The sequence below is a fragment of the Flavobacterium sp. W22_SRS_FK3 genome, from assembly GCF_052113665.1.
Lineage (GTDB): Bacteria > Bacteroidota > Bacteroidia > Flavobacteriales > Flavobacteriaceae > Flavobacterium.
The window spans coordinates 52228-70782 of sequence record NZ_JBGQOF010000005.1 but is presented as its reverse complement, the minus strand read 5'-3'; the positions used below and the strand labels follow the sequence as shown (position 1 = coordinate 70782).

Annotated in this window: 24 protein-coding genes and 1 pseudogene; 12 read left to right on the top strand and 13 right to left on the bottom strand. The window is 34.3% G+C overall.

Translation table 11 applies throughout. The features are described 5' to 3' along the window. Nucleotides 1-235: 235 nt before the first annotated feature. Entirely contained in the window at nt 236-481 is a 246-nt protein-coding gene (locus ACEN2I_RS06335; protein ID WP_441765251.1) for a hypothetical protein, read from the top strand. Nucleotides 482-593: 112 nt separating this feature from the next. Here the strand turns inward: ACEN2I_RS06335 and ACEN2I_RS06330 are convergent, their stop codons facing one another. Further along, complete coding sequence (locus tag ACEN2I_RS06330) at nt 594-962, bottom strand: winged helix-turn-helix transcriptional regulator (RefSeq protein WP_441765250.1); 369 nt, start codon at nt 960-962, stop codon at nt 594-596. Between the two features lie 113 nt (nt 963-1075). Here ACEN2I_RS06330 and ACEN2I_RS06325 point away from each other — a divergent pair, with 113 nt between their 5' ends. Beyond that, nucleotides 1076-1699, top strand: a complete 624-nt coding sequence (locus tag ACEN2I_RS06325; RefSeq protein ID WP_441765249.1) for a nitroreductase family protein — start codon at nt 1076-1078, stop codon at nt 1697-1699. A gap of 648 nt (nt 1700-2347) precedes the next feature. Here the strand turns inward: ACEN2I_RS06325 and ACEN2I_RS06320 are convergent. The 3 genes from ACEN2I_RS06320 to ACEN2I_RS06310 all read right to left on the bottom strand — a co-directional run bounded on the left by ACEN2I_RS06320 (nt 2348) and on the right by ACEN2I_RS06310 (nt 3462). Next, nucleotides 2348-2848: a hypothetical protein gene (locus tag ACEN2I_RS06320; protein ID WP_441765248.1), complete on the bottom strand. Its 501-nt coding sequence runs from the start codon at nt 2846-2848 to the stop codon at nt 2348-2350. Between the two features lie 170 nt (nt 2849-3018). Next, nucleotides 3019-3198 (bottom strand): hypothetical protein, encoded by a 180-nt coding sequence (locus tag ACEN2I_RS06315; RefSeq protein WP_441765247.1) that lies wholly within the window; start codon nt 3196-3198, stop codon nt 3019-3021. A gap of 69 nt (nt 3199-3267) precedes the next feature. Next, nucleotides 3268-3462: a hypothetical protein gene (locus ACEN2I_RS06310; protein ID WP_441765246.1), complete on the bottom strand. Its 195-nt coding sequence runs from the start codon at nt 3460-3462 to the stop codon at nt 3268-3270. A gap of 505 nt (nt 3463-3967) precedes the next feature. On the opposite strand from ACEN2I_RS06310, the gene ACEN2I_RS06305 reads away from it, so the two are divergent. The 3 genes and pseudogenes from ACEN2I_RS06305 (at nt 3968) to ACEN2I_RS06295 (ending at nt 5671) form a co-directional block, all read left to right on the top strand. Then, nucleotides 3968-4426: an RNA methyltransferase gene (locus tag ACEN2I_RS06305; protein ID WP_441765429.1), complete on the top strand. Its 459-nt coding sequence runs from the start codon at nt 3968-3970 to the stop codon at nt 4424-4426. Between the two features lie 366 nt (nt 4427-4792). Continuing rightward, nucleotides 4793-4873: a type I restriction enzyme subunit R domain-containing protein gene (locus ACEN2I_RS06300; protein WP_441765428.1), complete on the top strand. Its 81-nt coding sequence runs from the start codon at nt 4793-4795 to the stop codon at nt 4871-4873. 78 nt (nt 4874-4951) lie between these two features. Beyond that, a pseudogene (locus tag ACEN2I_RS06295) lies at nt 4952-5671 on the top strand (type I restriction endonuclease subunit R, EcoR124 family). Between the two features lie 82 nt (nt 5672-5753). Here the strand turns inward: ACEN2I_RS06295 and ACEN2I_RS06290 are convergent. After that, nucleotides 5754-5981: a hypothetical protein gene (locus ACEN2I_RS06290; RefSeq protein ID WP_441765245.1), complete on the bottom strand. Its 228-nt coding sequence runs from the start codon at nt 5979-5981 to the stop codon at nt 5754-5756. Between the two features lie 382 nt (nt 5982-6363). On the opposite strand from ACEN2I_RS06290, the gene ACEN2I_RS06285 reads away from it, so the two are divergent. From ACEN2I_RS06285 to ACEN2I_RS06265, 5 genes are read left to right on the top strand one after another with little or no spacing between them, the layout of a single operon-like run. Further along, a complete protein-coding gene (locus ACEN2I_RS06285; protein WP_441765244.1) occupies nt 6364-7200 on the top strand; it encodes an STAS domain-containing protein in 837 nt (278 codons plus the stop codon). Nucleotides 7201-7213: 13 nt separating this feature from the next. Next, nucleotides 7214-7612 carry an STAS domain-containing protein gene (locus ACEN2I_RS06280; protein ID WP_441765243.1) on the top strand — a complete coding sequence of 133 codons (399 nt, stop codon included), beginning with the start codon at nt 7214-7216 and terminating at the stop codon, nt 7610-7612. After that, nucleotides 7593-8009 (top strand): anti-sigma regulatory factor, encoded by a 417-nt coding sequence (locus tag ACEN2I_RS06275; RefSeq protein ID WP_441765242.1) that lies wholly within the window; start codon nt 7593-7595, stop codon nt 8007-8009. Before ACEN2I_RS06280 ends, ACEN2I_RS06275 begins: the two co-directional genes overlap by 20 nt. Continuing rightward, a complete protein-coding gene (locus ACEN2I_RS06270; RefSeq protein WP_441765241.1) occupies nt 8002-9015 on the top strand; it encodes a SpoIIE family protein phosphatase in 1014 nt (337 codons plus the stop codon). Before ACEN2I_RS06275 ends, ACEN2I_RS06270 begins: the two co-directional genes overlap by 8 nt. Before the next feature lie 5 nt (nt 9016-9020). Next, on the top strand, nt 9021-10646 hold the full coding sequence (locus ACEN2I_RS06265) for a sensor histidine kinase (RefSeq protein ID WP_441765240.1): 1626 nt from the start codon (nt 9021-9023) through the stop codon (nt 10644-10646). 177 nt (nt 10647-10823) lie between these two features. Here ACEN2I_RS06265 and ACEN2I_RS06260 read toward each other — a convergent pair whose 3' ends face one another. From ACEN2I_RS06260 to ACEN2I_RS06225, 8 genes are all read right to left on the bottom strand, one after another. Next, nucleotides 10824-11225: a response regulator gene (locus ACEN2I_RS06260; protein WP_441765239.1), complete on the bottom strand. Its 402-nt coding sequence runs from the start codon at nt 11223-11225 to the stop codon at nt 10824-10826. Nucleotide 11226: 1 nt separating this feature from the next. After that, the gene (locus ACEN2I_RS06255; protein WP_441765238.1) at nt 11227-12483 is read right to left on the bottom strand and encodes a sensor histidine kinase; all 1257 of its coding nucleotides are present in this window, start codon (nt 12481-12483) and stop codon (nt 11227-11229) included. Between the two features lie 3 nt (nt 12484-12486). Continuing rightward, complete coding sequence (locus tag ACEN2I_RS06250) at nt 12487-12786, bottom strand: circadian clock KaiB family protein (protein WP_441765237.1); 300 nt, start codon at nt 12784-12786, stop codon at nt 12487-12489. A gap of 3 nt (nt 12787-12789) precedes the next feature. Continuing rightward, nucleotides 12790-13086, bottom strand: coding sequence for a circadian clock KaiB family protein (locus tag ACEN2I_RS06245; RefSeq protein WP_192184859.1), 297 nt, complete (start codon nt 13084-13086; stop codon nt 12790-12792). Between the two features lie 7 nt (nt 13087-13093). Continuing rightward, nucleotides 13094-14767 (bottom strand): circadian clock protein KaiC, encoded by a 1674-nt coding sequence (gene kaiC, locus ACEN2I_RS06240; protein WP_441765236.1) that lies wholly within the window; start codon nt 14765-14767, stop codon nt 13094-13096. A 374-nt stretch (nt 14768-15141) separates the two neighbouring features. Continuing rightward, a complete protein-coding gene (locus ACEN2I_RS06235) occupies nt 15142-15954 on the bottom strand; it encodes an SDR family NAD(P)-dependent oxidoreductase (RefSeq protein WP_441765235.1) in 813 nt (270 codons plus the stop codon). A gap of 86 nt (nt 15955-16040) precedes the next feature. Next, on the bottom strand, nt 16041-16694 hold the full coding sequence (locus tag ACEN2I_RS06230; protein ID WP_441765234.1) for a TetR/AcrR family transcriptional regulator: 654 nt from the start codon (nt 16692-16694) through the stop codon (nt 16041-16043). 325 nt (nt 16695-17019) lie between these two features. After that, complete coding sequence (locus tag ACEN2I_RS06225; protein ID WP_441765233.1) at nt 17020-17160, bottom strand: hypothetical protein; 141 nt, start codon at nt 17158-17160, stop codon at nt 17020-17022. A gap of 269 nt (nt 17161-17429) precedes the next feature. Between ACEN2I_RS06225 and ACEN2I_RS06220 the strand changes: the two genes are divergently transcribed. Beyond that, on the top strand, nt 17430-17897 hold the full coding sequence (locus ACEN2I_RS06220; protein WP_441765232.1) for a (2Fe-2S)-binding protein: 468 nt from the start codon (nt 17430-17432) through the stop codon (nt 17895-17897). A gap of 24 nt (nt 17898-17921) precedes the next feature. Further along, complete coding sequence (locus ACEN2I_RS06215; protein ID WP_441765231.1) at nt 17922-18536, top strand: hypothetical protein; 615 nt, start codon at nt 17922-17924, stop codon at nt 18534-18536. The last annotated feature ends 19 nt before the right edge of the window (nt 18537-18555 follow it).

The window sequence follows — 18555 nt, the reverse complement described above, 5'->3', positions numbered from 1 at the left end:
CGCGGGTGAAGAATGTATCATTATTGATGATAATGTAAAGAAAAACAACCTATACAATTCTGGAAATTAAACCAACAAAAGATTCAGAAGATGATTTTAAGGGATTTACTTTATTCGGTTTTTGGGTAAAAGTAAAAAGCAACGACGGAAAAGTAGGTTATGTTTTTGATGCCTATTTATCTCAAATAAAACGGGGTTTGAATTAAGTAAATCTTATTTTGATCAGGAATTTAAAATGATGAAATCAAAAACTAATAAACCGGATCCTAAAAATGACAATGCTTCTTCCAATTCCTACGTATATAAAAATGGAGCAATCCTTATCGAAAACGGAAGCGATTATGATATGAACACTGTTTATTTTATTCCGAATATCTCTTTAGAGGAAGCCTGTTTTCTTCTTAAAAGTGCTGATCGTATTCCTGTTTCACAAGATTCCCGGGTTTACGGAATTTCAATTAGTGTGATGGTACTAAATTGAGTTTTTCTCTGATGTCTGAAAGTACGAGTATTAAAAAGGTCGATGGGAAGATAGGAAAGGGTGTTGAGATTGTGTTTGAAGCTTTTGATTCGCTTCTAATTAATATACTATTTCAATCCTCATTTTTATTTTCTGCAATCAATAATTTTCTGTGTTCAATTCCCCAAATGGCAAGTTCAGCAATCACTTTATCCAGAGAAAAGCCATATTCTGTAAGCGAATATTCTACTGTTACCGGAATAGTGTCGTAGACGGTTCTTTTAACCAATTGATTGATTTCTAAGGCACGTAATTCTTTAGACAGCATTTTCTCCGTAATGTTTGGAATTTCTCTTGCAAGTTGTCCAAAACGTTTGTTTCCGAAACGTAGTGCAATAAGAATTGGCAGTTTCCATTTTCCGCTTAAAATATAAAGAGCGTCAGAAACCGGTTGTAATATCCCGTAGCAACTTGTAGCATCATGTGCAATTTCTAATTCCATATCATTGGTTTTTAAGTCACTATACTCCTGGATAGTACTATACAAAAGTATAGTACTGACTTTTGTATAGCAAACATACAATACTTTTGGTAAATAAATTTAAATCTATAAAAATGAAATTATTAGAAACACTTAATTGGAGATACGCTGTTAAAAAATATAATACTGAAATTGTTAGTAACGATAAGGTAGAAAAAATAACAGAAGCTATTAATCTAGCTGCAACCTCAACAGGAATTCAGCCTTTTAGAATTATCGTAGTGAATGATAAAGAATTACAAAAAAAATTAGGTGAAGGTTCTTTTAATTCTCAGATTGCCCAAGCATCACATTTATTGGTATTTGCCGCTTTTGATAATGTGACTAAAGAGCGTATAGGAAGCTATATTAAAAATACAGCTACTGTAAGAGAGATTCCTGAAGAAGCTCTCGAAGAATTTAAAAATTTATTAGAATCGTATTTACTAAATCGTACCGGGGAAGAAAACTTTATCTGGGCATCCAAACAAGCCTACATCGGATTAGGAACTGCCTTGATCGCCGCGGCAGAACTCGGAGTAGATACAACACCAATGGAAGGATTTGATAATGCAAAATTTGATGAACTCTTAAACCTGAAACAAAAAGGATTAAAAAGTGTCGTAATATTGTCGCTAGGGTATAGAGATTCAGAAAATGATGTGTTTAGCCAATTAAAAAAAGCAAGGGTACCGATTGATGAATTTGTAGTATCTTAAATTTTTTTAGGATTATTTAAAAAAGCTGATAGTTGTTGCTATTGGCTTTTTTATTTATTGTGTGACTGACTATAAGGTTTTTTTATGATTGTTATTGTTTGTTTTATTTTGAATATCTATTAAAAGAAAGATTTTTTTCCTTAGAAATTTTGATAGTATTCCTAATTTTTTAAAGTTCAAAAGTTTTTAGAATTTTTATTCTTGAAAGTTTCTACAATTTCTGAAAGTAGAATATTTAACAGGGTTGGTGTTAAAAGAGGAAGAGGTTTTGATTGTATTTTTTAAATAAATTTAGTTTAAAGTTGGAGACTTTGAACCTTTTGTGTTTAAATTAGCTTTACAGGTGCAAACCCAGAGACAATTAATATAGATTCATTTTTAGTTTGATGAGCTTCTTATAGTTAAATTTTTTTATAAATTTATTATTTAACATTTAAGTATTTTTATCAGCTTGGTTTAAAAACATTCTGGTTAATTTCTCAATTTTCCTTCCTTGTATAAATAAAATTATGATTTTATACTTATTAATTAAGTAACAGTCATCTTCTAATGTCGCATTTTAAAATTATTTGATCTGAAGTAATAGATTGTTTTTAAACAGCTCTTGACAATATTGCTTCTTTTGACTTTACGACTTAAACTTTTGACTTACTTATATTCTTCTTCTTTATCATCAAGTACTACCTCGAATTTACCAAAAAATGGATTGTCAGCCATTAGCGAACGACCAATAACGATAACATAATAACCTTTTTGTCTGAGCGGAATTTTCAAATCCATTCCAAAAGGTCCGTCTGAAGTTTTGTCAGGAAAAATAATTTGGTTGAAACGGATGTTTCCTTTGCCTGTGGTTGGAATAATGGTTGCTTTCAGTTCACCTGAATTTTCATTCTTAAATTTGACGAATATTCTAGGATGAATCGAATCTAAAGAACCTTCAGTTGCAAACAAACCTTTTTCATTCCTAAAATTCATATAGATAGTATCACCTTTTTGTTTGTTCTCTTCTATGATTTTTTCTTTTGCTTTTTGATGTTCTGTATTTTTCTCTTTAAGGGTGTCTAACGCATGAACAGTATTTTTCTTGTTTTCTTTTTGCTGACAAGAGAAAAAGAAAATAGGCATTAATAATAGTGTGAAAAATTTCATAAAAATATTTTTAGTTAAGTTTCTAAAATTGAATTATTTGAGTATGTTTTATTAATAATAACATTTAGACTTTACATCTGGATAAAAAGGCCAGATTGTGATATTTACCTTTAATGAAAAAGACCTTTTATGATTTTTTCTAAGTTGTGATTTTCTCTAAGAATTTTTTTTTAATGATCTGCAGGTTGAAGAACGGAATCCATAAATTTTCCAGTAATTATAGTTCCCTCTTCATCTTCCCACTGGGTGATCACATTTTCGATTAGTTCAGGCTCGAACCCGATTACTTTCATAATAGGGCCACCAAATTCTTGTTTAACATCCTGACCTTTTTTAAATATTGTGCTCATTATGCATTGTTTTTTTTAGTATAGTATTATCATTTGTTACGGATTAATTTTAACTGTCGTTTGCAGTTATTATGCACCTCCTGAGTTGTCAATATCTACATTTTCATTACGATTAGGGTCTGTACCGGCTTCGTTACGCTCGGCATCCCAATCTCCGGTGTTGACATCTTTACGTTCATCATGATTATTTTCTGTCTGATTAAGCTGTGCGTGGTACGGGCATTTTGCTAATTCTTCGGTGGTGAATATATTTGAAGGTTCCATGATTGAATTTTTAAGTGATTAATAATCATAAAATTAGTCTATAGTGCCATTTATATCTTATAAGAAAGGAGTCATATCTTACTAAATTATCATGTCTCTCTATGCGTCTATAACATTAGAGTTGCATAACAATATGATAAAGCCTAAAGTCTGTGACTTTGAGTCGTTTTTGGTTTTAATTTTGATCTAAATAAACTGGCCGTTAAAGTATAAAGTTTTATAATTTAAATTGATAAGTAAAAAATCATCTTGTAATGTCGCATTTTAAAATCAGTCACTATCAAGTAATAGATTGATTTTAAACAGCTATTGATAGTATTACTTCTTTTGACTTTACACTTTTAAACTTTCGGCTTACTTATTTTTATAGCTACTGAATTTAAAAGAGGAGGAGAGTACTAAAAAACAAATTTATTTTTGATAAGCGTAAAGCGCTCTCAATATCAACTTTTTTTCACCTAACAAAAAATTGATTTATGTATTTACAGTTTGTACTTTTGGTGTTATGAATGATAACTTTGTAAATGAATATTTTGGTATCGGCATCCACAATGGTAAAACGCCTGAAAATTTGGGAGTTTTGTGGCGATCGGCTCAAAACTTAGGCGCTACTTTTATATTTACCATAGGCAATCGATATGCGAAACAAGCCTGTGATACCCATAATGCGGTGAAAGCAATTCCGTATTTTCACTATAATACTTTTGAAGCTTTTTACGAAAACTTACCTAAGGGAGCGCGACTGGTTGGTGTTGAATTACATGAAACCGCTTCCGATTTAGAAACCTTTGAACACCCAAGACGCTGTGTGTATTTGTTAGGGGCTGAAGATCATGGCTTACCTCTAAAAACAATGGAAAAATGCCATCATTTAGTAAAATTCAAATCCATAAAAAGCTTAAACGTAGCCGTGGCAGGAACGATTGTGATGTATGATAGGAATTTGGCTAAGCCGAGATCTTAAGAATATTGCCTTTGAGATTGTTATTTAATTTGCATGTAAAAAAAAATGTTTTGAGAATTCTCTCAAAACATTTATAATCAATATTATTAAAATTTACAAAATTCAACGTTTACTTTTTAATAATTCAAGTATGTCAATAACTGGTATAATGACATTACTCAAATAGGTATCTTTCCAAGTATTAAAAAGGATGCCACGTAATAAGATATGCCTAATAAAGTAGAAACAAATAATCCGCTGAATAATGGCTTGCCATTGCTAATTTGATAGTGATCTTTTAAATCATCTATTTTATAAAAAAAAACACTTCATAACTTCCGCCTTGTTCAATTGGTGTTTCATTAATCACTTTATGTAGATAAAAATCTGAAACAACACGGTTTAATACAAGCTTATTCAAGAACTAATCGAATACTTGGAGAGCAAAAGTCGCAAGGAAATATTTAATCATTCAGAAACCTAAAAAAAGCAACCGATGATGCTATAACTTTGTTTTCGAACAACGAAGCGATAGAAGTGGTTACGATGCCAGATTATGAAAAGATAGCAGAGAAATTTGATGAAGCATTAAAACAGTTAAGGGAAATTACGCCAACTTATCAAAATGTAGATGATTTGAAAAGCGAAGAAGATGAAGCAGAATTTGTACAGGCTTTCAGAAAATTGATAAGAGCCATCAATGTATTGCAATCCTACGCTGATTTTGACTGGGATGATTTATTGATTAATGAACAGGAATTTGAAGACTACAAAAGCAAATACCTCGACTTGTATGAAAAAGTAAAACAAGACAATCAAAAACAAAAAACATCCATACTTGATGATATCGATTTTGAATTAGAATTGATTCACAGAGACCAAATTAATGTGGCTTACATTCTGAAATTATTGGCACAACTGAAAGGAGCATAAACGCCAATTGCAGCTTCAAAACAAAGAAAAGCTATTGTCGATTTATTAGGTGGAGATATTCAATTAAGAAGTAAAAGATAATTGATTCAGAAGTTCATTGATGAAAATATGCCAAAAATAAATGACGGCGATAATATTGAAGATGAATTTGAAAAATTTTGGCAGGATCAAAAAGTTTTAGCCTTAGGAAAACTATGCGAAGAAGAACATTTAGATAAGGCGCAATTCAAAGCGTTAATCGATGCTTACATTTACAGCGGTCGAGAACCCATAAAAGATGAAGTTTTTCAATGTTTAGACAATAGACCAAGTATTCTTCAGAGCTATTGGTGAGAGAATTATTTGTAAAATGAAAGAGTTTGTGGAGATTTTTGTGAAAGGTATGATGGCTTAGTATATATTCGGAATTCCTGAATTACTGTATTTTAAACGGCTCACATTTCTGTGCATAATTTTTTGTTTGTTTCAGAAAAATATAATCCTCATGAAATTTAAAACCCATAGCCCTGATGGAAGCGGCATCCTTTTGTGCCTGTGTTCGGCATAAAAGATACAGCGGACAGCAGGAAACAGCTTCTAAAAACAAGACTCTTAGAATTTCTTTATATAGGTAATCTATTTTATATAAGATCTTGTTTTTCAAGGCAATAGGTTATTAATTAAGTTTGAGCAAAGGCTTAGCAAAGGCTTAGCAAAGGCATGGATAAAGCATAGATAAAGCATAGATAAAGCATGGATAAAGCATGGATAAAGCATAGATAAAGCATAGATAAAGCATAGATAGTGCATGAATAAGGCATAAGCCAAAAAGAGTGATAAAACACTAAAATTGTAAGTATCAGGCAATAGCGGGATGTTTTACATTTTTAGTTGATTGTTCGTAATTATGAATGTTTTTCTTATAAAAAAAGAAGTTTTAAAACTGTTTTTTTAGTATAAAATTTCTTTTTTAATTTAATACATATTTTCTCAATTGGTTCTTTTTAATATTCTATATTTGTTAAAGAAATATAAACATGTACCAAATGCAAAACAACTTTTTGGGTGGCTTAAAAGAGCACGAAAATAAATTATTACAACTATGGTCTCAGCTTCTTATCGAAAGCGGATCTGATGATGGAGCGGTAGAAGAAGAAGAATCTAAAGAATTTGCATCACTTTTTTTAAGCGCCGTAACAACCTTACAAGGTAAGTTTCAGGACTCTCCTGAATTCATAAAAGTAGAGGATCTTATTGTAGGAATTTCTTCTTCAAGAGGAAAACGTGGTTTTTCACCAAGAGAAAATGCGCAATATCTTACAACATTCAAACAGGCAGCATCAAAAATCTTATCTGAACTTATAAAAGATTCTGACGAATTGTATCAGGCCAATTTACAGCTGAATACCATTTTGGACAATATGACCATTCTGACCTTTGAGGCTTTTATGAGAGGAAGGGAAGATGTTATCTCAAGACAAGTCGACGAAATCAGCGAAATTTCAACACCGGTAATTACGGTTTGGGAAGGTATTGTGGCTTTGCCTATTATTGGTACGTTAGACAGCTCAAGAACACAAATTGTAATGGAAAATCTACTACAACAGATTGTAGACACAGGAAGTTCTATTGCGATCCTGGATATTTCCGGGGTTCCAGCAGTCGATTCATTGGTAGCACAACATCTTATTAAAACAGTGAGTGCAACGCGTTTAATGGGAGCCGAATGTATCATTAGTGGTATTCGTCCTGAAATTGCTCAGACTGTAGTACATTTAGGAATAGACCTGACAGGCATCATCACTAAAGCATCACTTGCAAGCGCACTTAAAACTGCATTTGATATGTTATCGCTTACAGTAGTGAAAAGAAAAATAGTTTAAGTTTATTATTGATATGGAAAGAATTCCTATACTAAAAATGGGAGATTTTCTGCTTGTAACTATACAAGTAGATTTGTACGACCAGCTGGCAGAAAATCTTGAATCAGATTTAATTAACACTATTAGTAAAAATAGTTCAAAAGGTGTCTTAATTGATATCTCAGCCGTTTCTATAATCGACTCTTTTATGGGGCGTATTTTAGGAAACATAGCCGTGATGTCTAAAATAATGGACGCACAAACAGTAGTTGTAGGAATGCAGCCCGCTGTTGCTATAACCCTTGTAGAACTTGGATTGTCCTTAAACGGAGTTATAAGTGCCCTAAATGTTGAAAAAGGCATGGACCTACTGCGCTCAAAAATGCATACTAGCGATAATGAAGAGCAGGATTATGACGACGATAACGAATAACAAAGAAGAAGCTGTAATTGTTAAAGAACAGGATGTGGTGCCGTTACGCAACCGTGTAAAAGAGTATGGAGTTAAAATTGGTATGAGTATTTTGAATCAGACCAAGTTAATTACAGCAACAAGCGAACTTGTTCGTAATCTCCTGAAATATGGCGGTGGTGGCAAAGTCATCATTGAGTCGGTCAGTAATGGCCGTGATAATGGCGTGCGCGTAACTTTTATCGATAACGGACCCGGAATAGCAGATATAAGTCTGGCTATGAAAGATGGATACAGCACCGGAAAAAGCTTAGGCTTAGGACTGCCAGGTACCAAAAGACTGGTCAATGAATTTGACATTAAATCAGAACCCGGAAACGGTACTACCGTGACTATAACAAAATGGAAAAATGGATAATACGTTTTCCAGCTATAAAATTGACGATCGAAGCCTGATTGCTTTTATAAAAAGAGAAATACACAACCTGGCACTTCAAATAGGTTTTAAACCGCACAGAGCTGCTGAAACAGATATTATTGTTTCGGAACTTACTTCGAATCTTATTAAATATGCAAATGGAGGGGAACTTTTGTACAGAGCGAATATAGAAGAGGAACATAATATTATAGAGATTTACTGTCTGGATAAAGGCATTGGTTTTGAAAACCTTTCGAAAATAATGAGCGATGGTTATTCGTCTTCAAATACGCTTGGGCAGGGATTGGGTTCCATTAAAAGACTGAGTAATGATTTTCAAATATACTCCATGAAAAACTGGGGCTGCGTACAGTATGTTAAAATATACGAAAAGGCTGACTTGGTTTTGCCTGCTTTACAAAGTGGTCTGAATTACAGTGGTATTGCAGTTAACTATCCCGGAGAAAAAATTTGTGGTGATGGCTATCATATTAAGACTTCAAAAAGAGGATTTCAAATATTATTAGGTGATGGTTTGGGACATGGTGAAAATGCAAATGAGGCGGTACAGCTTGCCATAAAAGCCTTCAAGCAGTCAATCGAAGTGGAACCTTCAGAAATCATCAGGGATATGCACAGTAAAGTAAAAAAGAGCAGGGGATTGGTAGCCACAGTTGCAGTAGTAGATTTTAAATCGGAGGTCTGGAATATCTGTGGTGTTGGTAATATTAGTACGCGTGTTTACGACGGATTGGAAAATAAAACCTATACACCTTATAATGGAATTATTGGACATAATATTCCGCGTACTTTAAACAGTACAACTGTTCCGTACAAAAAACATCAGATTCTTGTAATGCATAGTGACGGATTACGCACCAGATGGAATCTAAATGATATGACGTCTATTTTAAAACAGCATTCAGGTATCATAGCTTCAGCGTTATATAAAGAAAATGTAAGAGGGACAGATGATGCTTCCATTCTTGTAGGTAAAATAATGTAAGTTTCATGAAAGAGATTATAAAAATAAATCTGGATAATGAAATGGACTTGATACTGGCCCACAAACGATCCATAAAAATTGCTGAAATGTGCGGTATGCCATCCTCATTCCAAACGCGATTTTCAACTGCTGTATCTGAAATTGCACGATGCTCGATAGCTAAAGGAAAAAACTCTTTGCTGGTGCTCTGCATTAATAGTATTAAGGCAACACAAAAAGAAATTGTAGCCATAATTACTGATAGTGTCGATTTAAAAAATTATAATCCGGAAGCTTTTAATTATGCTTCCAAAATCTCCGGTAATATTGAATATACTTTTAAAGATAATCATTATACCACACGAATAAGTCAGACAGTGGCTTCACCGGGACTTTTGTCTGAAGTGAAGATAAAATCACTTATCGATTATTTTAAGTATGAGCCGCCTTTATCTCCGTATGATGAGATCAGAAAAAAAAATATTGAGTTAATTGCGATTTCTGAGAAACTGACAGAAAGTGAAAACCGTTATAGAAAATTAGCTAATACAATTCCGATTTTAATTTGCGAGGTCAATGAGCGTAATAAGGTATTGCTTTATAATGAGTCATTATTACATTATTTAAAACTACCGCCACCGACTTTTGATAGAAAAAATTTGATGAATTTTGTTCACCCTGATGATATTGAAGTAATTTTTGAAGGCTGGGAAAAAGCAAAAGTAAACCGATCTTCTTTTTCCGGTGAAATCCGAATTAACAGTGATGCTGCTTATGTCTGGCATCTGGTGACTATGATTCCGAATAAAGCTGAAGATGGCACTTTTAACAGCTGGCTGGTTTATTTTGTAGATATCAATGCACAGAAATTAGTTGTCGAAACATTGAAAGACAATACGGAGCTGAAAATGATCCAGGAAGAATTAGAAAGTGCCAATTCTAAATTGGTTTTCAAAAATAAAGAATTAGAGCAGTTTGCCTACATTGCAAGTCACGATCTTCAGGAGCCTTTACGTAAAATTATGATTATGATTTCCCGTGCCGGACAGTATTTATCTGAAGAGCAGAAAAAAGAATATTATTTTGACCGGATTACATCAGCAGCAACACGATTATCGACTTTAATTACCGACGTTCTTGATTATTCCAGAATAGATAATAAAGTGCAGCAATTGGAAGAAGTTGATCTTAACGAAATTATTTCTGAAACTTTGGGCGATTTAAGTCTTGTCATTGAAGAAAAAAATGCTTTGCTGGAAATAGAACCTTTGCCAAAAGTTTTAGGCCTTCACACACAGTTACGTCAATTGTTTTATAACTTGGTAAACAATGCACTTAAATTTAATACTTCCCTGCCTTCAGTAACAATTTCTGCAACTAAGAGGCCTGAAGATAACAATGCCCTGGATGCGTCAGAATATTACCATATTATTTCCATTGCTGATAATGGTATCGGAATGGACAGCCAATACTCCGGTCGAATATTTGATATGTTTCAACGATTACATGAGAAAAATCAATTTGGAGGAAATGGAATAGGTCTTGCGCTTTGCCGACGCATTATCGAAAATCATAATGGAATTATAAATTTCACAAGTAAACCGGGAGTTGGAACTGTTTTTTGGATATACCTTCCTAAAAACAAACAGTAAAACAAAAAACACTTCTTAAAAAGAGTGTTTGAGCCCTGATGGAAGCGAGATACTTTTGTTTCGTGGGTCGGTACAAAAGATAAAGCTTACGTCAGGACATGAGCAATAGTGAGCTGATAAATTAACTAGCTACTAAAAAAAAGAGATCTTTTTAAACAAATGTCTTGTTTATAATTGTTATGCTTCAATACTACTCAAAATTGTCATCGGGATTTCAGCGAAAGCTTCGTAGGAGTAAGGTTTTATGAGATACCCTTTAACGCCCATTATATCGCATTGCTGTTTGTAAGAAGGATTTATGCTCGTGGAATAAACAAAGCAGGGAATTTTTTTAAGATCGTTGTGATTTAAAATTTCCTGCAGGGCTTCAATACCATTTAGAATCGGCATATTAATATCGGTCAGGATAACGTCTGGGTGTTCGTTGGCGGTATTTTTTAGGAAATTCAACAATTCTTCGCCATTGGCTACGAGGCTTACTTTTCCAAATTTAGGATTCTTATTAAAGATTTCACTTATGACATCGGCATCGTCAAGGTCGTCTTCGGCAATTATGATATGGATATTTTTTTGAGGCATTTTATAAAATTGGAAAGTAAAGATTAAATATTGTTCCTTCGTTCAGCGAGCTTTCGACAGTGATATTTCCGGAATGGTTTTCCATAATTTTTTTACAAATTGACAGACCTATACCGTTTCCTGAATATTCGTTTCGGGCATGCAGTCGCTGAAAAATCGTGAAAATTTTATTAAGATGACCGGATTCCATTCCGATACCGTTGTCTTTTATCTGAATCTTTACAAATTTAGTGTTTTGATTTGGTATTTCAACATCTGAATTGTCTGCCTGATAAATTTCTATGATGGGAGGGATGTCAATTTTACTGTATTTAATAGCATTAGAGATCAGATTACCGAAAAGCTGGCGCATCTGAATGCGGGAAGCTTTAATAACAGGAAGTTTTCCTGTTTTTATTTTGGCGTTTTTATCTGTAATAATAATTTCATGATCATCAATTACTTCAGCAATGATGGTTGACAGATTAATTTCTTTTTGCTCTTCCTGAGCGGTATGAGAAGAATATTTTACCAAATCGTCAACAAGTGAATTGAGTCGTAAAACAGAGAGTTTGATAACATTCATTGATCTGGCATCGATTTCATTTAGATAAGTTCCGTTCATTTTACTGTTGTGCATGACAATTTTTCTGAGCGGTTCTTTTAAATCGTGCGATATAACGTGAATGAATTCTTCCAGATTACGGTTGATCCTATTGAGTTCATTAATTTTATCTTCGAGTTCTTCCTGATGTTTTATTAAAGCGCCTTCGTGTTTTTTCTTCTCTGTTAAATCAGTCACTACAATTCCAATAGCATCTACAGCTGGTTCAAGGTCTGTCAGGGAAATATTTGCAGGAAAAGTACTTCGTTGACCATTAGTTTTGAAAAGTATTTCATGTGTAGTAATACCATATTTTAAGGCTTCAATAAGGGTAATAAATTGCGAGAAATTTTCTAAATACTCCTGAATATAGTTCCCTATGATTTCTTCTATAGGGATGTTAACCAGTTTTGCAAAATAATCATTGCAATATAAAATCAGTCCGTTTTTGGCAATACTCAGCGCTCCCTGTTTGAATTTCTCTATCAGCAGCCTATAGGTATAATCAGCAGTTTCCAGCGAATAAAGTTGTGGAACGCCATTGTTGTTGACCACCAGTGCATCAACATCACCTTCTTTTATAGCATCAATTATACTGTTTGATTCATAAAGCTGCTGCCTTAATGATTCAATTTCTGCTAGTAGGGAGTCTGTATTTTTATCGTTTACTATCAAATTCTATTCACTTAAATTAAGGATTCTCAATACCTTGTCCTTGTCTGACAAATCTCCCAGAATAATTCTTTTTGGAGCAGGATGTATTTTAATTAATGTTGGTATGGCTACAATTTGATGTAGGACTGCCTGTTCTGTATCCCGACTGATATCTACGATTTCAAGTTCGTAATTTTCCTTGAGATGTTTATCGCATATCCTGCGTAGATTTTCAATTGCATGTCCTGATTTAACAGACATACCCGAAACAAAAAGCACGAACTTGTGTTTGGTTGTAGTTGTTCCATCAGTTGAATCATCCATTTTTTAAGCGTTTACGGGTTTAATATTTAGCCCTACCAATACTCTTTCTTCATTAGAAAGATCACCAATGATCTTGCGAATAGGTTCAGGAAATTTCCTTACTAAAGTGGGTACAGCTAAAATCTGGTCACCTTCTGCCAATTGGGGATTCTTAAGCAAATCGATGATTTCGATGCTGTATTTCCCTGCCAGATGTTCTTCGGCATATTTTTTTATATTCTCCAGTGCTTTGATCGATTTTGGTGTCTGACCCGCTATATAGAGCAGTAATTGCCATTCGGCTACAACTTCTTTTTTCATAATATTCCTATTTTTTCTTAGAAATCAGTTTTTCCTGTAATTCTTCTGTGGTTTTCAGAATACTTAATTCTTCCTGAGCCGATTCGAATTCATTTCTAAGTGCTTCTATGTTAGCTTCCAGTACTTTTCGTTTTCTCTCAATTTCCCTGTCTTTTCGGTTAATTTCGTTCTGAAGCTTAATATCAGACATTGTTTTGCTGAATTTGTGTGATTGTCTTGCAGCACCAGTAAGGATTCCCTGAGGACCTAATTCTACATCCAGTAATTCAATTCCGTTTTTCGTAATGATGAATTCCCTTACCTGATTTGAATGTCCCATCCCTCTCGATTTTATAATAAAAATTCCGCGGTTTCTTTCACCAATTCCTTCCATATCACGAACCGTAATCCAGGTGTCCACCAATGAAGAAACAGATTCTTCGGCAAGATCAGGCCTGAAATTATCGTTTTGCTTATTTAAAGACGTAAAAAGAGCCGTAATATTGTGTGCTTTCACCATATCGATAAGCCTTACCAGCATAGAACGTACTTCATGTTCGTTTCCTACCGTTATCAAATTACTTATAGGGTCGATAATTATGGTAGTGGGCTCAAATTCCTTAATTAATTTTCTAAGCGTAAGCAAATGCAATTCCAGTCCGTTTAGCGTAGGGCGGGACGAATGAATTTGCAAAATTCCTTTTTTGATATGCTTTTCGAGATCAATACCAATCGACTTCATGTTGCGAACCAATTGTTGCGGCGATTCTTCGAATGCAAAATAAATGGTCTTTTCATTTTTTTTGCATTGTTGATTGGCAAAATAACAAGCCACGGTTGTTTTTGCAGTTCCGGCAGTTCCGGATACCAATATGTTACTGCCCCTATAAAAGCCGCCACCGTAAAACATATCGTTTAAGCCCGGAACTCCTGTCGAAACAACGTCAGAACTGACTTCATTATCCAGTTTTAAAGACGTAATTGGAAGTACCGAAATACCTTCTTCATCAATTAGAAATGGATATTCGTTTGTTCCATGTGTTGAGCCTCTGTATTTCACTATTCGGAGTCTTCTGGTAGAGACTTGTTCGATAACACGATGATCCAGCACAATAACACAGTCAGACACGTATTCTTCCAGACCTTGACGGGTAAGGGTTGCCTCACCGCGTTCTCCGGTAATGATGGCGGTTACCCCTTTTGTTTTAAGCCAATGAAACAAGCGTCTCAGTTCGGCACGAAGAATTGCCTGATTATCCAATCCTGCAAATAAGGATTCTATGGTGTCCAGAACAACACGGGTTGCTTTTACGGAATCAATAGCGTAACCTAATCTGATGAATAAACCATCAAGATCATATTCACCAGCTTCTTCGATTTCAGATCTTTCGACACGTACATGATCAACTACAAGTTTTTTGTCTGCTTTAAGTTTTTCAATGTCAAAACCTAATGATTTGACATTTAAAGTAAGGTCATCCGAAGGCTCTTCAAAAGACATGAAAACCCCGTTTTCTTTATAATCTGTAATTCCTCTAATCAGGAATTGCATGGACATTAATGTTTTTCCACATCCGGCACCGCCGCAGATTAATGTTGGACGCCCTTTCGGTAAACCTCCGTTCGTAATCTCATCCAGTCCGTCGACTCCTGTTGGAGTTTTGGGAAATATAAAACTATGTGATTTTGAATTTTTCTGCACTTTATTTAAATATACTGTTGACTCAAATATACGTTTTCTTACAGAATTGACAATAGATATTTATTAAAGATTTAACAGCTGTTGAAATTAATTATAAAGAATTCGGGTAAATTTCACACAATAGTAAGTGAATGTGTAAAAAAGCAATTAAAAATTACTAAATTTCGATTTTGCTAATACCTTGTTGTAATTATCAGGTTCAATGGACTGAGCCACTTTTTACAATTTAAGGAATTGTATTCACTTGTTCGAATGATTCTATACTTTAAAAAGATTGGGTTGAAAGAGGGTAACAGCATCTCATAAAAAGAACGAGATCATTTCTAAAAAGAAATAGTCCCGTTTTCATCAACTTAAAAAAATCAGAATATAAATTATCCGTGTGCTGCTACAGAAACGTCAGCCCATTCTTCCCACGTTGCTAATTTTTGGTCGTAGCTTTGTTTGACGAATGGCAGTGCTACTTTTCCTAAAAATAAGCGTAGGGGAGGGTTTTTAGCTTCAATCAATTTAATGATAGCCGGAACTGTAGCACTTGTTTTTCCGAAAGTATCAGGATCATGTCCTTCTGCAATAGCTTTTTTAATTCCGTTATAGGCGTCAATGCTTTCGCTGTTGAATCCACTACCCCAAATGTCGGTCGCATAGCCGTTTGGTTCTAACAAAGTCACGTTGATTCCGAATTGTTTTACCTCTGAAGCCAGTGTTTCAGTAAGGCCTTCAACGGCAAATTTTGAAGCGTTATATAAGCCAATCATTGGTAAAGTTGCGATTCCTAAAACAGATGAAACCTGAATAATATGACCGCTTTGTTGATTTCTCATAATTGGTAAAACGGCCTGAGTTAACCATAAAGTTCCGAAGAAATTGGTTTCGAATTGTGCTCTTGCTTCGCTTTCGCTGGCTTCTTCAACAGCGCCGTTTAAAGCATAACCTGCATTGTTGATTAAAATATCAATTTTTCCAAAATGCTGTTTTACTTTTTCTACTACAGCAAAAGAATATGCACGATTGTTTACGTCCAGTTTTAGAGGTAAAATTGCATCTCCGTATTGTGCTTTTAAGTTGGCTAAGGTGTCGGTATTTCTTGCTGTTGCAGCTACCTGATATCCTTTTGCTAAAAATGCTTCTGCCCAGGCTCTTCCGAATCCTTTTGATGCTCCAGAAATTAAAATTGTTTTTGACATGTGTTTAAATTATGAATTAATGTTTTACAAATTAAATTGATTTTCTTTTAAATATGACTGATCGGTCATTTTTTAAACAAAAAAAATTAAAGGCTGTTTTGCTCTATAGTGTTTTTAAGGTTTTTGACAATAATTTGCATCTTTTCATTATTGCCCGACATTCTTGAAATTAAGTGACCGCCCTCCATCATGGCGAAAATTATGGTTCCGAAATCTGCGGCGTTCCAATCGGGTTTAAATTCTCCATTGGCAATTCCCTTTTTTATAATGTTCCCTAATAACTGCTGATTGAATTTAATTCCCTGGTTTATTTTTTCTTTTACAACAGGGTTGGTGTCATCAGCCTCGGCTCCAAAATTTAATAACGGACAACCGCCTGTAAGGGGAGGGTTTGCAGCATTACTAAAAAAGTCGATATACGTAAACAATTCTTCTTTTGCTGTTTTGCTTTTGGTTAGTTTTGACATTAATTGGTCTCCCAATATTTTTATATTGTAATCTACGGCAGCGCAGGCTAAAACTTCTTTATTTTCAAAATGAACGTACATGCTTCCTTTCGACAACTTAGTGGCTTCCATAATATCACTCATAGCTGTTGCTGCAATCCCTTTTGTGTTAAAAATGGGTGCCGCTTTTTCTATAATGAATTGCCTGGTTTCTTCGCCTTTTGCCATTATAATTTTTTCTTTATTTTTTATATTCCGAAGAATTACAATGCAAATATATGACCAATCGGTCATATGTTTGCATTTTTTATGATTTTTTTATGATTGATATTATTTTAACTCAAATGAATATTTTTATTTAATGCTGTTTCTTCATGAGAAACGACAATTAGTGCTGATCATTGCGATTGTTATTATCAGAATCATTTTCTATCTGTCTGATCGTGGTACTTGGTTTTTTGCTGCCTGTCCGTAGAACCTAAACTATTTTCATGATGCTTAATTGCAGGATTTTTATCTTCCATGGTCTCCCACATATTCGCTGTTTTTCCGAATGAAAATTGCGATTATCCCCACCTAAATGTTCGTTGGTTTATTCTTTCATAGAATAAAATTTAAATTATTTTTTCATCAATACTGATTTTCGTGTTTCAATATTTGATTTCTCATTGGCTCGTGAAGAAGTTGGCCTGATACCCATTTTTTTCGAAGATGTTCTCGAACTTTCTTCAACATTCGTTTTATGATTTGAAATATTCATAGTCATTTTTAAAGTTTGATACTCACAAATCTAAAAATGATAATAAACAAAAACTTATATTTTTAGGATATTTAATTGTATAATTATCAGTTGTTTATGTGTTTAAAAATCTGTCTGTTAATACGTGAAAAAGTTTTTAAAATGCTTTTTAGAATCAAACCAAATAGCAACACTTATTCAGTCGTTTTTATTTTTTTTGTAAATTTAGAAAACTAAAATTAACCGCTTAAAAACGGTATGATTGTTAATTTTAAAAATCAGACTTTATTATGATACAACTAACTGTAAACGGCAAATCTGAAAACCTTGATGTAAGTCCGGACATGCCATTGCTTTGGGCAATTCGTGATACACTGGGACTTACAGGAACAAAATTTGGCTGTGGTGTTGCTCAATGTGGAGCCTGCGTGGTACATCTGGATGGTGAAGCAGTTCGCTCATGCGTTACCAAAATGAGTCGTGCCAAAGGTAAAAATGTAGTTACGATAGAAGGATTATCTGATAATAACGATCATCCGGCACAAAAAGCCTGGCAGGAAATCGATGTACCCCAATGTGGTTATTGCCATTCAGGGCAAATCATGTCTGCAGCGGTATTACTTAGAGAAAATTCAAATCCCAGTGATCAGGACATTGATGATGCCATGGCCGGAAATATCTGCAGATGTGGTACGTATCCCCGAATTCGTAAAGCGATACACCTTGCTTCACAAATGCAGCAGAAGAATAAAATCTGATAAGGAAGCCGTAAAAAAAAAACTATGTCAACAAAAATTAAATTTATAGGGATTACCATATTACTTGTCTCAGGTATTGGGCTGGCATTTACCGTTTCGAAACATCAGACAGTAGAAAAAGAATATACAACTATTATTCCCACAAAAAAAGACAGTGTCGCATCTGTTGCTGCATTTAAGCAAGTATATAAAGTGTTAATGAGTCCGCGTTGTGTAAATTGTCATCCCAAAGGTGATATTCCGCTTCAGGGAGATAACAGTTTAGTTCATAGTATGCAGCCTAAACGAGGTAAAGACGGAAAAGGTGTGTATGCAATGAAATGTGCCAATTGTCATCAGCCATCAAACAGTCCGGGACTGCATACACCACCGGGAAATCCTGAGTGGCATTTACCGCCTGCAGATATGAAAATGGTATTTGAAGGAAAAACACCTCACGAATTAGCCAAGCAATTAGTGAATCCGGAACTTAATGGGCATAAAGATCTGCAAAAACTTATAGCACATGCAGATGACGGTTTGGTAAAAGCAGGCTGGAACCCGGGAAAAGGAAGAATTTTACCGCCTTTAACGCATGCCCAGTTTAAAAAAGCCTGGATTACATGGCTGCAAACAGGAGCTTATGCTCCTGCAAAATAGTATTGCCTTAATTTTAATG

Excerpts from the sequence above, each read along its gene's own strand:
- ACEN2I_RS06215 (WP_441765231.1), top strand. The coding sequence starts at position 17,922 with ATGTCAACAAAAATTAAATTTATAGGGATTACCATATTACTTGTCTCA.
- ACEN2I_RS06235 (WP_441765235.1), bottom strand. The coding sequence starts at position 15,954 with ATGTCAAAAACAATTTTAATTTCTGGAGCATCAAAAGGATTCGGAAGA.
- ACEN2I_RS06280 (WP_441765243.1), top strand. The coding sequence starts at position 7,214 with ATGGAAAGAATTCCTATACTAAAAATGGGAGATTTTCTGCTTGTAACT.
- ACEN2I_RS06220 (WP_441765232.1), top strand. The coding sequence starts at position 17,430 with ATGATACAACTAACTGTAAACGGCAAATCTGAAAACCTTGATGTAAGT.
- ACEN2I_RS06265 (WP_441765240.1), top strand. The coding sequence starts at position 9,021 with ATGAAAGAGATTATAAAAATAAATCTGGATAATGAAATGGACTTGATA.
- ACEN2I_RS06230 (WP_441765234.1), bottom strand. The coding sequence starts at position 16,694 with ATGACCGATTGGTCATATATTTGCATTGTAATTCTTCGGAATATAAAA.
- ACEN2I_RS06315 (WP_441765247.1), bottom strand. The coding sequence starts at position 3,198 with ATGAGCACAATATTTAAAAAAGGTCAGGATGTTAAACAAGAATTTGGT.
- ACEN2I_RS06270 (WP_441765241.1), top strand. The coding sequence starts at position 8,002 with ATGGATAATACGTTTTCCAGCTATAAAATTGACGATCGAAGCCTGATT.
- ACEN2I_RS06285 (WP_441765244.1), top strand. The coding sequence starts at position 6,364 with ATGCAAAACAACTTTTTGGGTGGCTTAAAAGAGCACGAAAATAAATTA.
- ACEN2I_RS06275 (WP_441765242.1), top strand. The coding sequence starts at position 7,593 with ATGACGACGATAACGAATAACAAAGAAGAAGCTGTAATTGTTAAAGAA.
- ACEN2I_RS06310 (WP_441765246.1), bottom strand. The coding sequence starts at position 3,462 with ATGGAACCTTCAAATATATTCACCACCGAAGAATTAGCAAAATGCCCG.
- ACEN2I_RS06245 (WP_192184859.1), bottom strand. The coding sequence starts at position 13,086 with ATGAAAAAAGAAGTTGTAGCCGAATGGCAATTACTGCTCTATATAGCG.
- ACEN2I_RS06305 (WP_441765429.1), top strand. The coding sequence starts at position 3,968 with ATGAATGATAACTTTGTAAATGAATATTTTGGTATCGGCATCCACAAT.
- ACEN2I_RS06330 (WP_441765250.1), bottom strand. The coding sequence starts at position 962 with ATGGAATTAGAAATTGCACATGATGCTACAAGTTGCTACGGGATATTA.
- ACEN2I_RS06250 (WP_441765237.1), bottom strand. The coding sequence starts at position 12,786 with ATGGATGATTCAACTGATGGAACAACTACAACCAAACACAAGTTCGTG.
- ACEN2I_RS06335 (WP_441765251.1), top strand. The coding sequence starts at position 236 with ATGATGAAATCAAAAACTAATAAACCGGATCCTAAAAATGACAATGCT.
- ACEN2I_RS06260 (WP_441765239.1), bottom strand. The coding sequence starts at position 11,225 with ATGCCTCAAAAAAATATCCATATCATAATTGCCGAAGACGACCTTGAC.
- ACEN2I_RS06225 (WP_441765233.1), bottom strand. The coding sequence starts at position 17,160 with ATGAATATTTCAAATCATAAAACGAATGTTGAAGAAAGTTCGAGAACA.
- ACEN2I_RS06320 (WP_441765248.1), bottom strand. The coding sequence starts at position 2,848 with ATGAAATTTTTCACACTATTATTAATGCCTATTTTCTTTTTCTCTTGT.
- ACEN2I_RS06325 (WP_441765249.1), top strand. The coding sequence starts at position 1,076 with ATGAAATTATTAGAAACACTTAATTGGAGATACGCTGTTAAAAAATAT.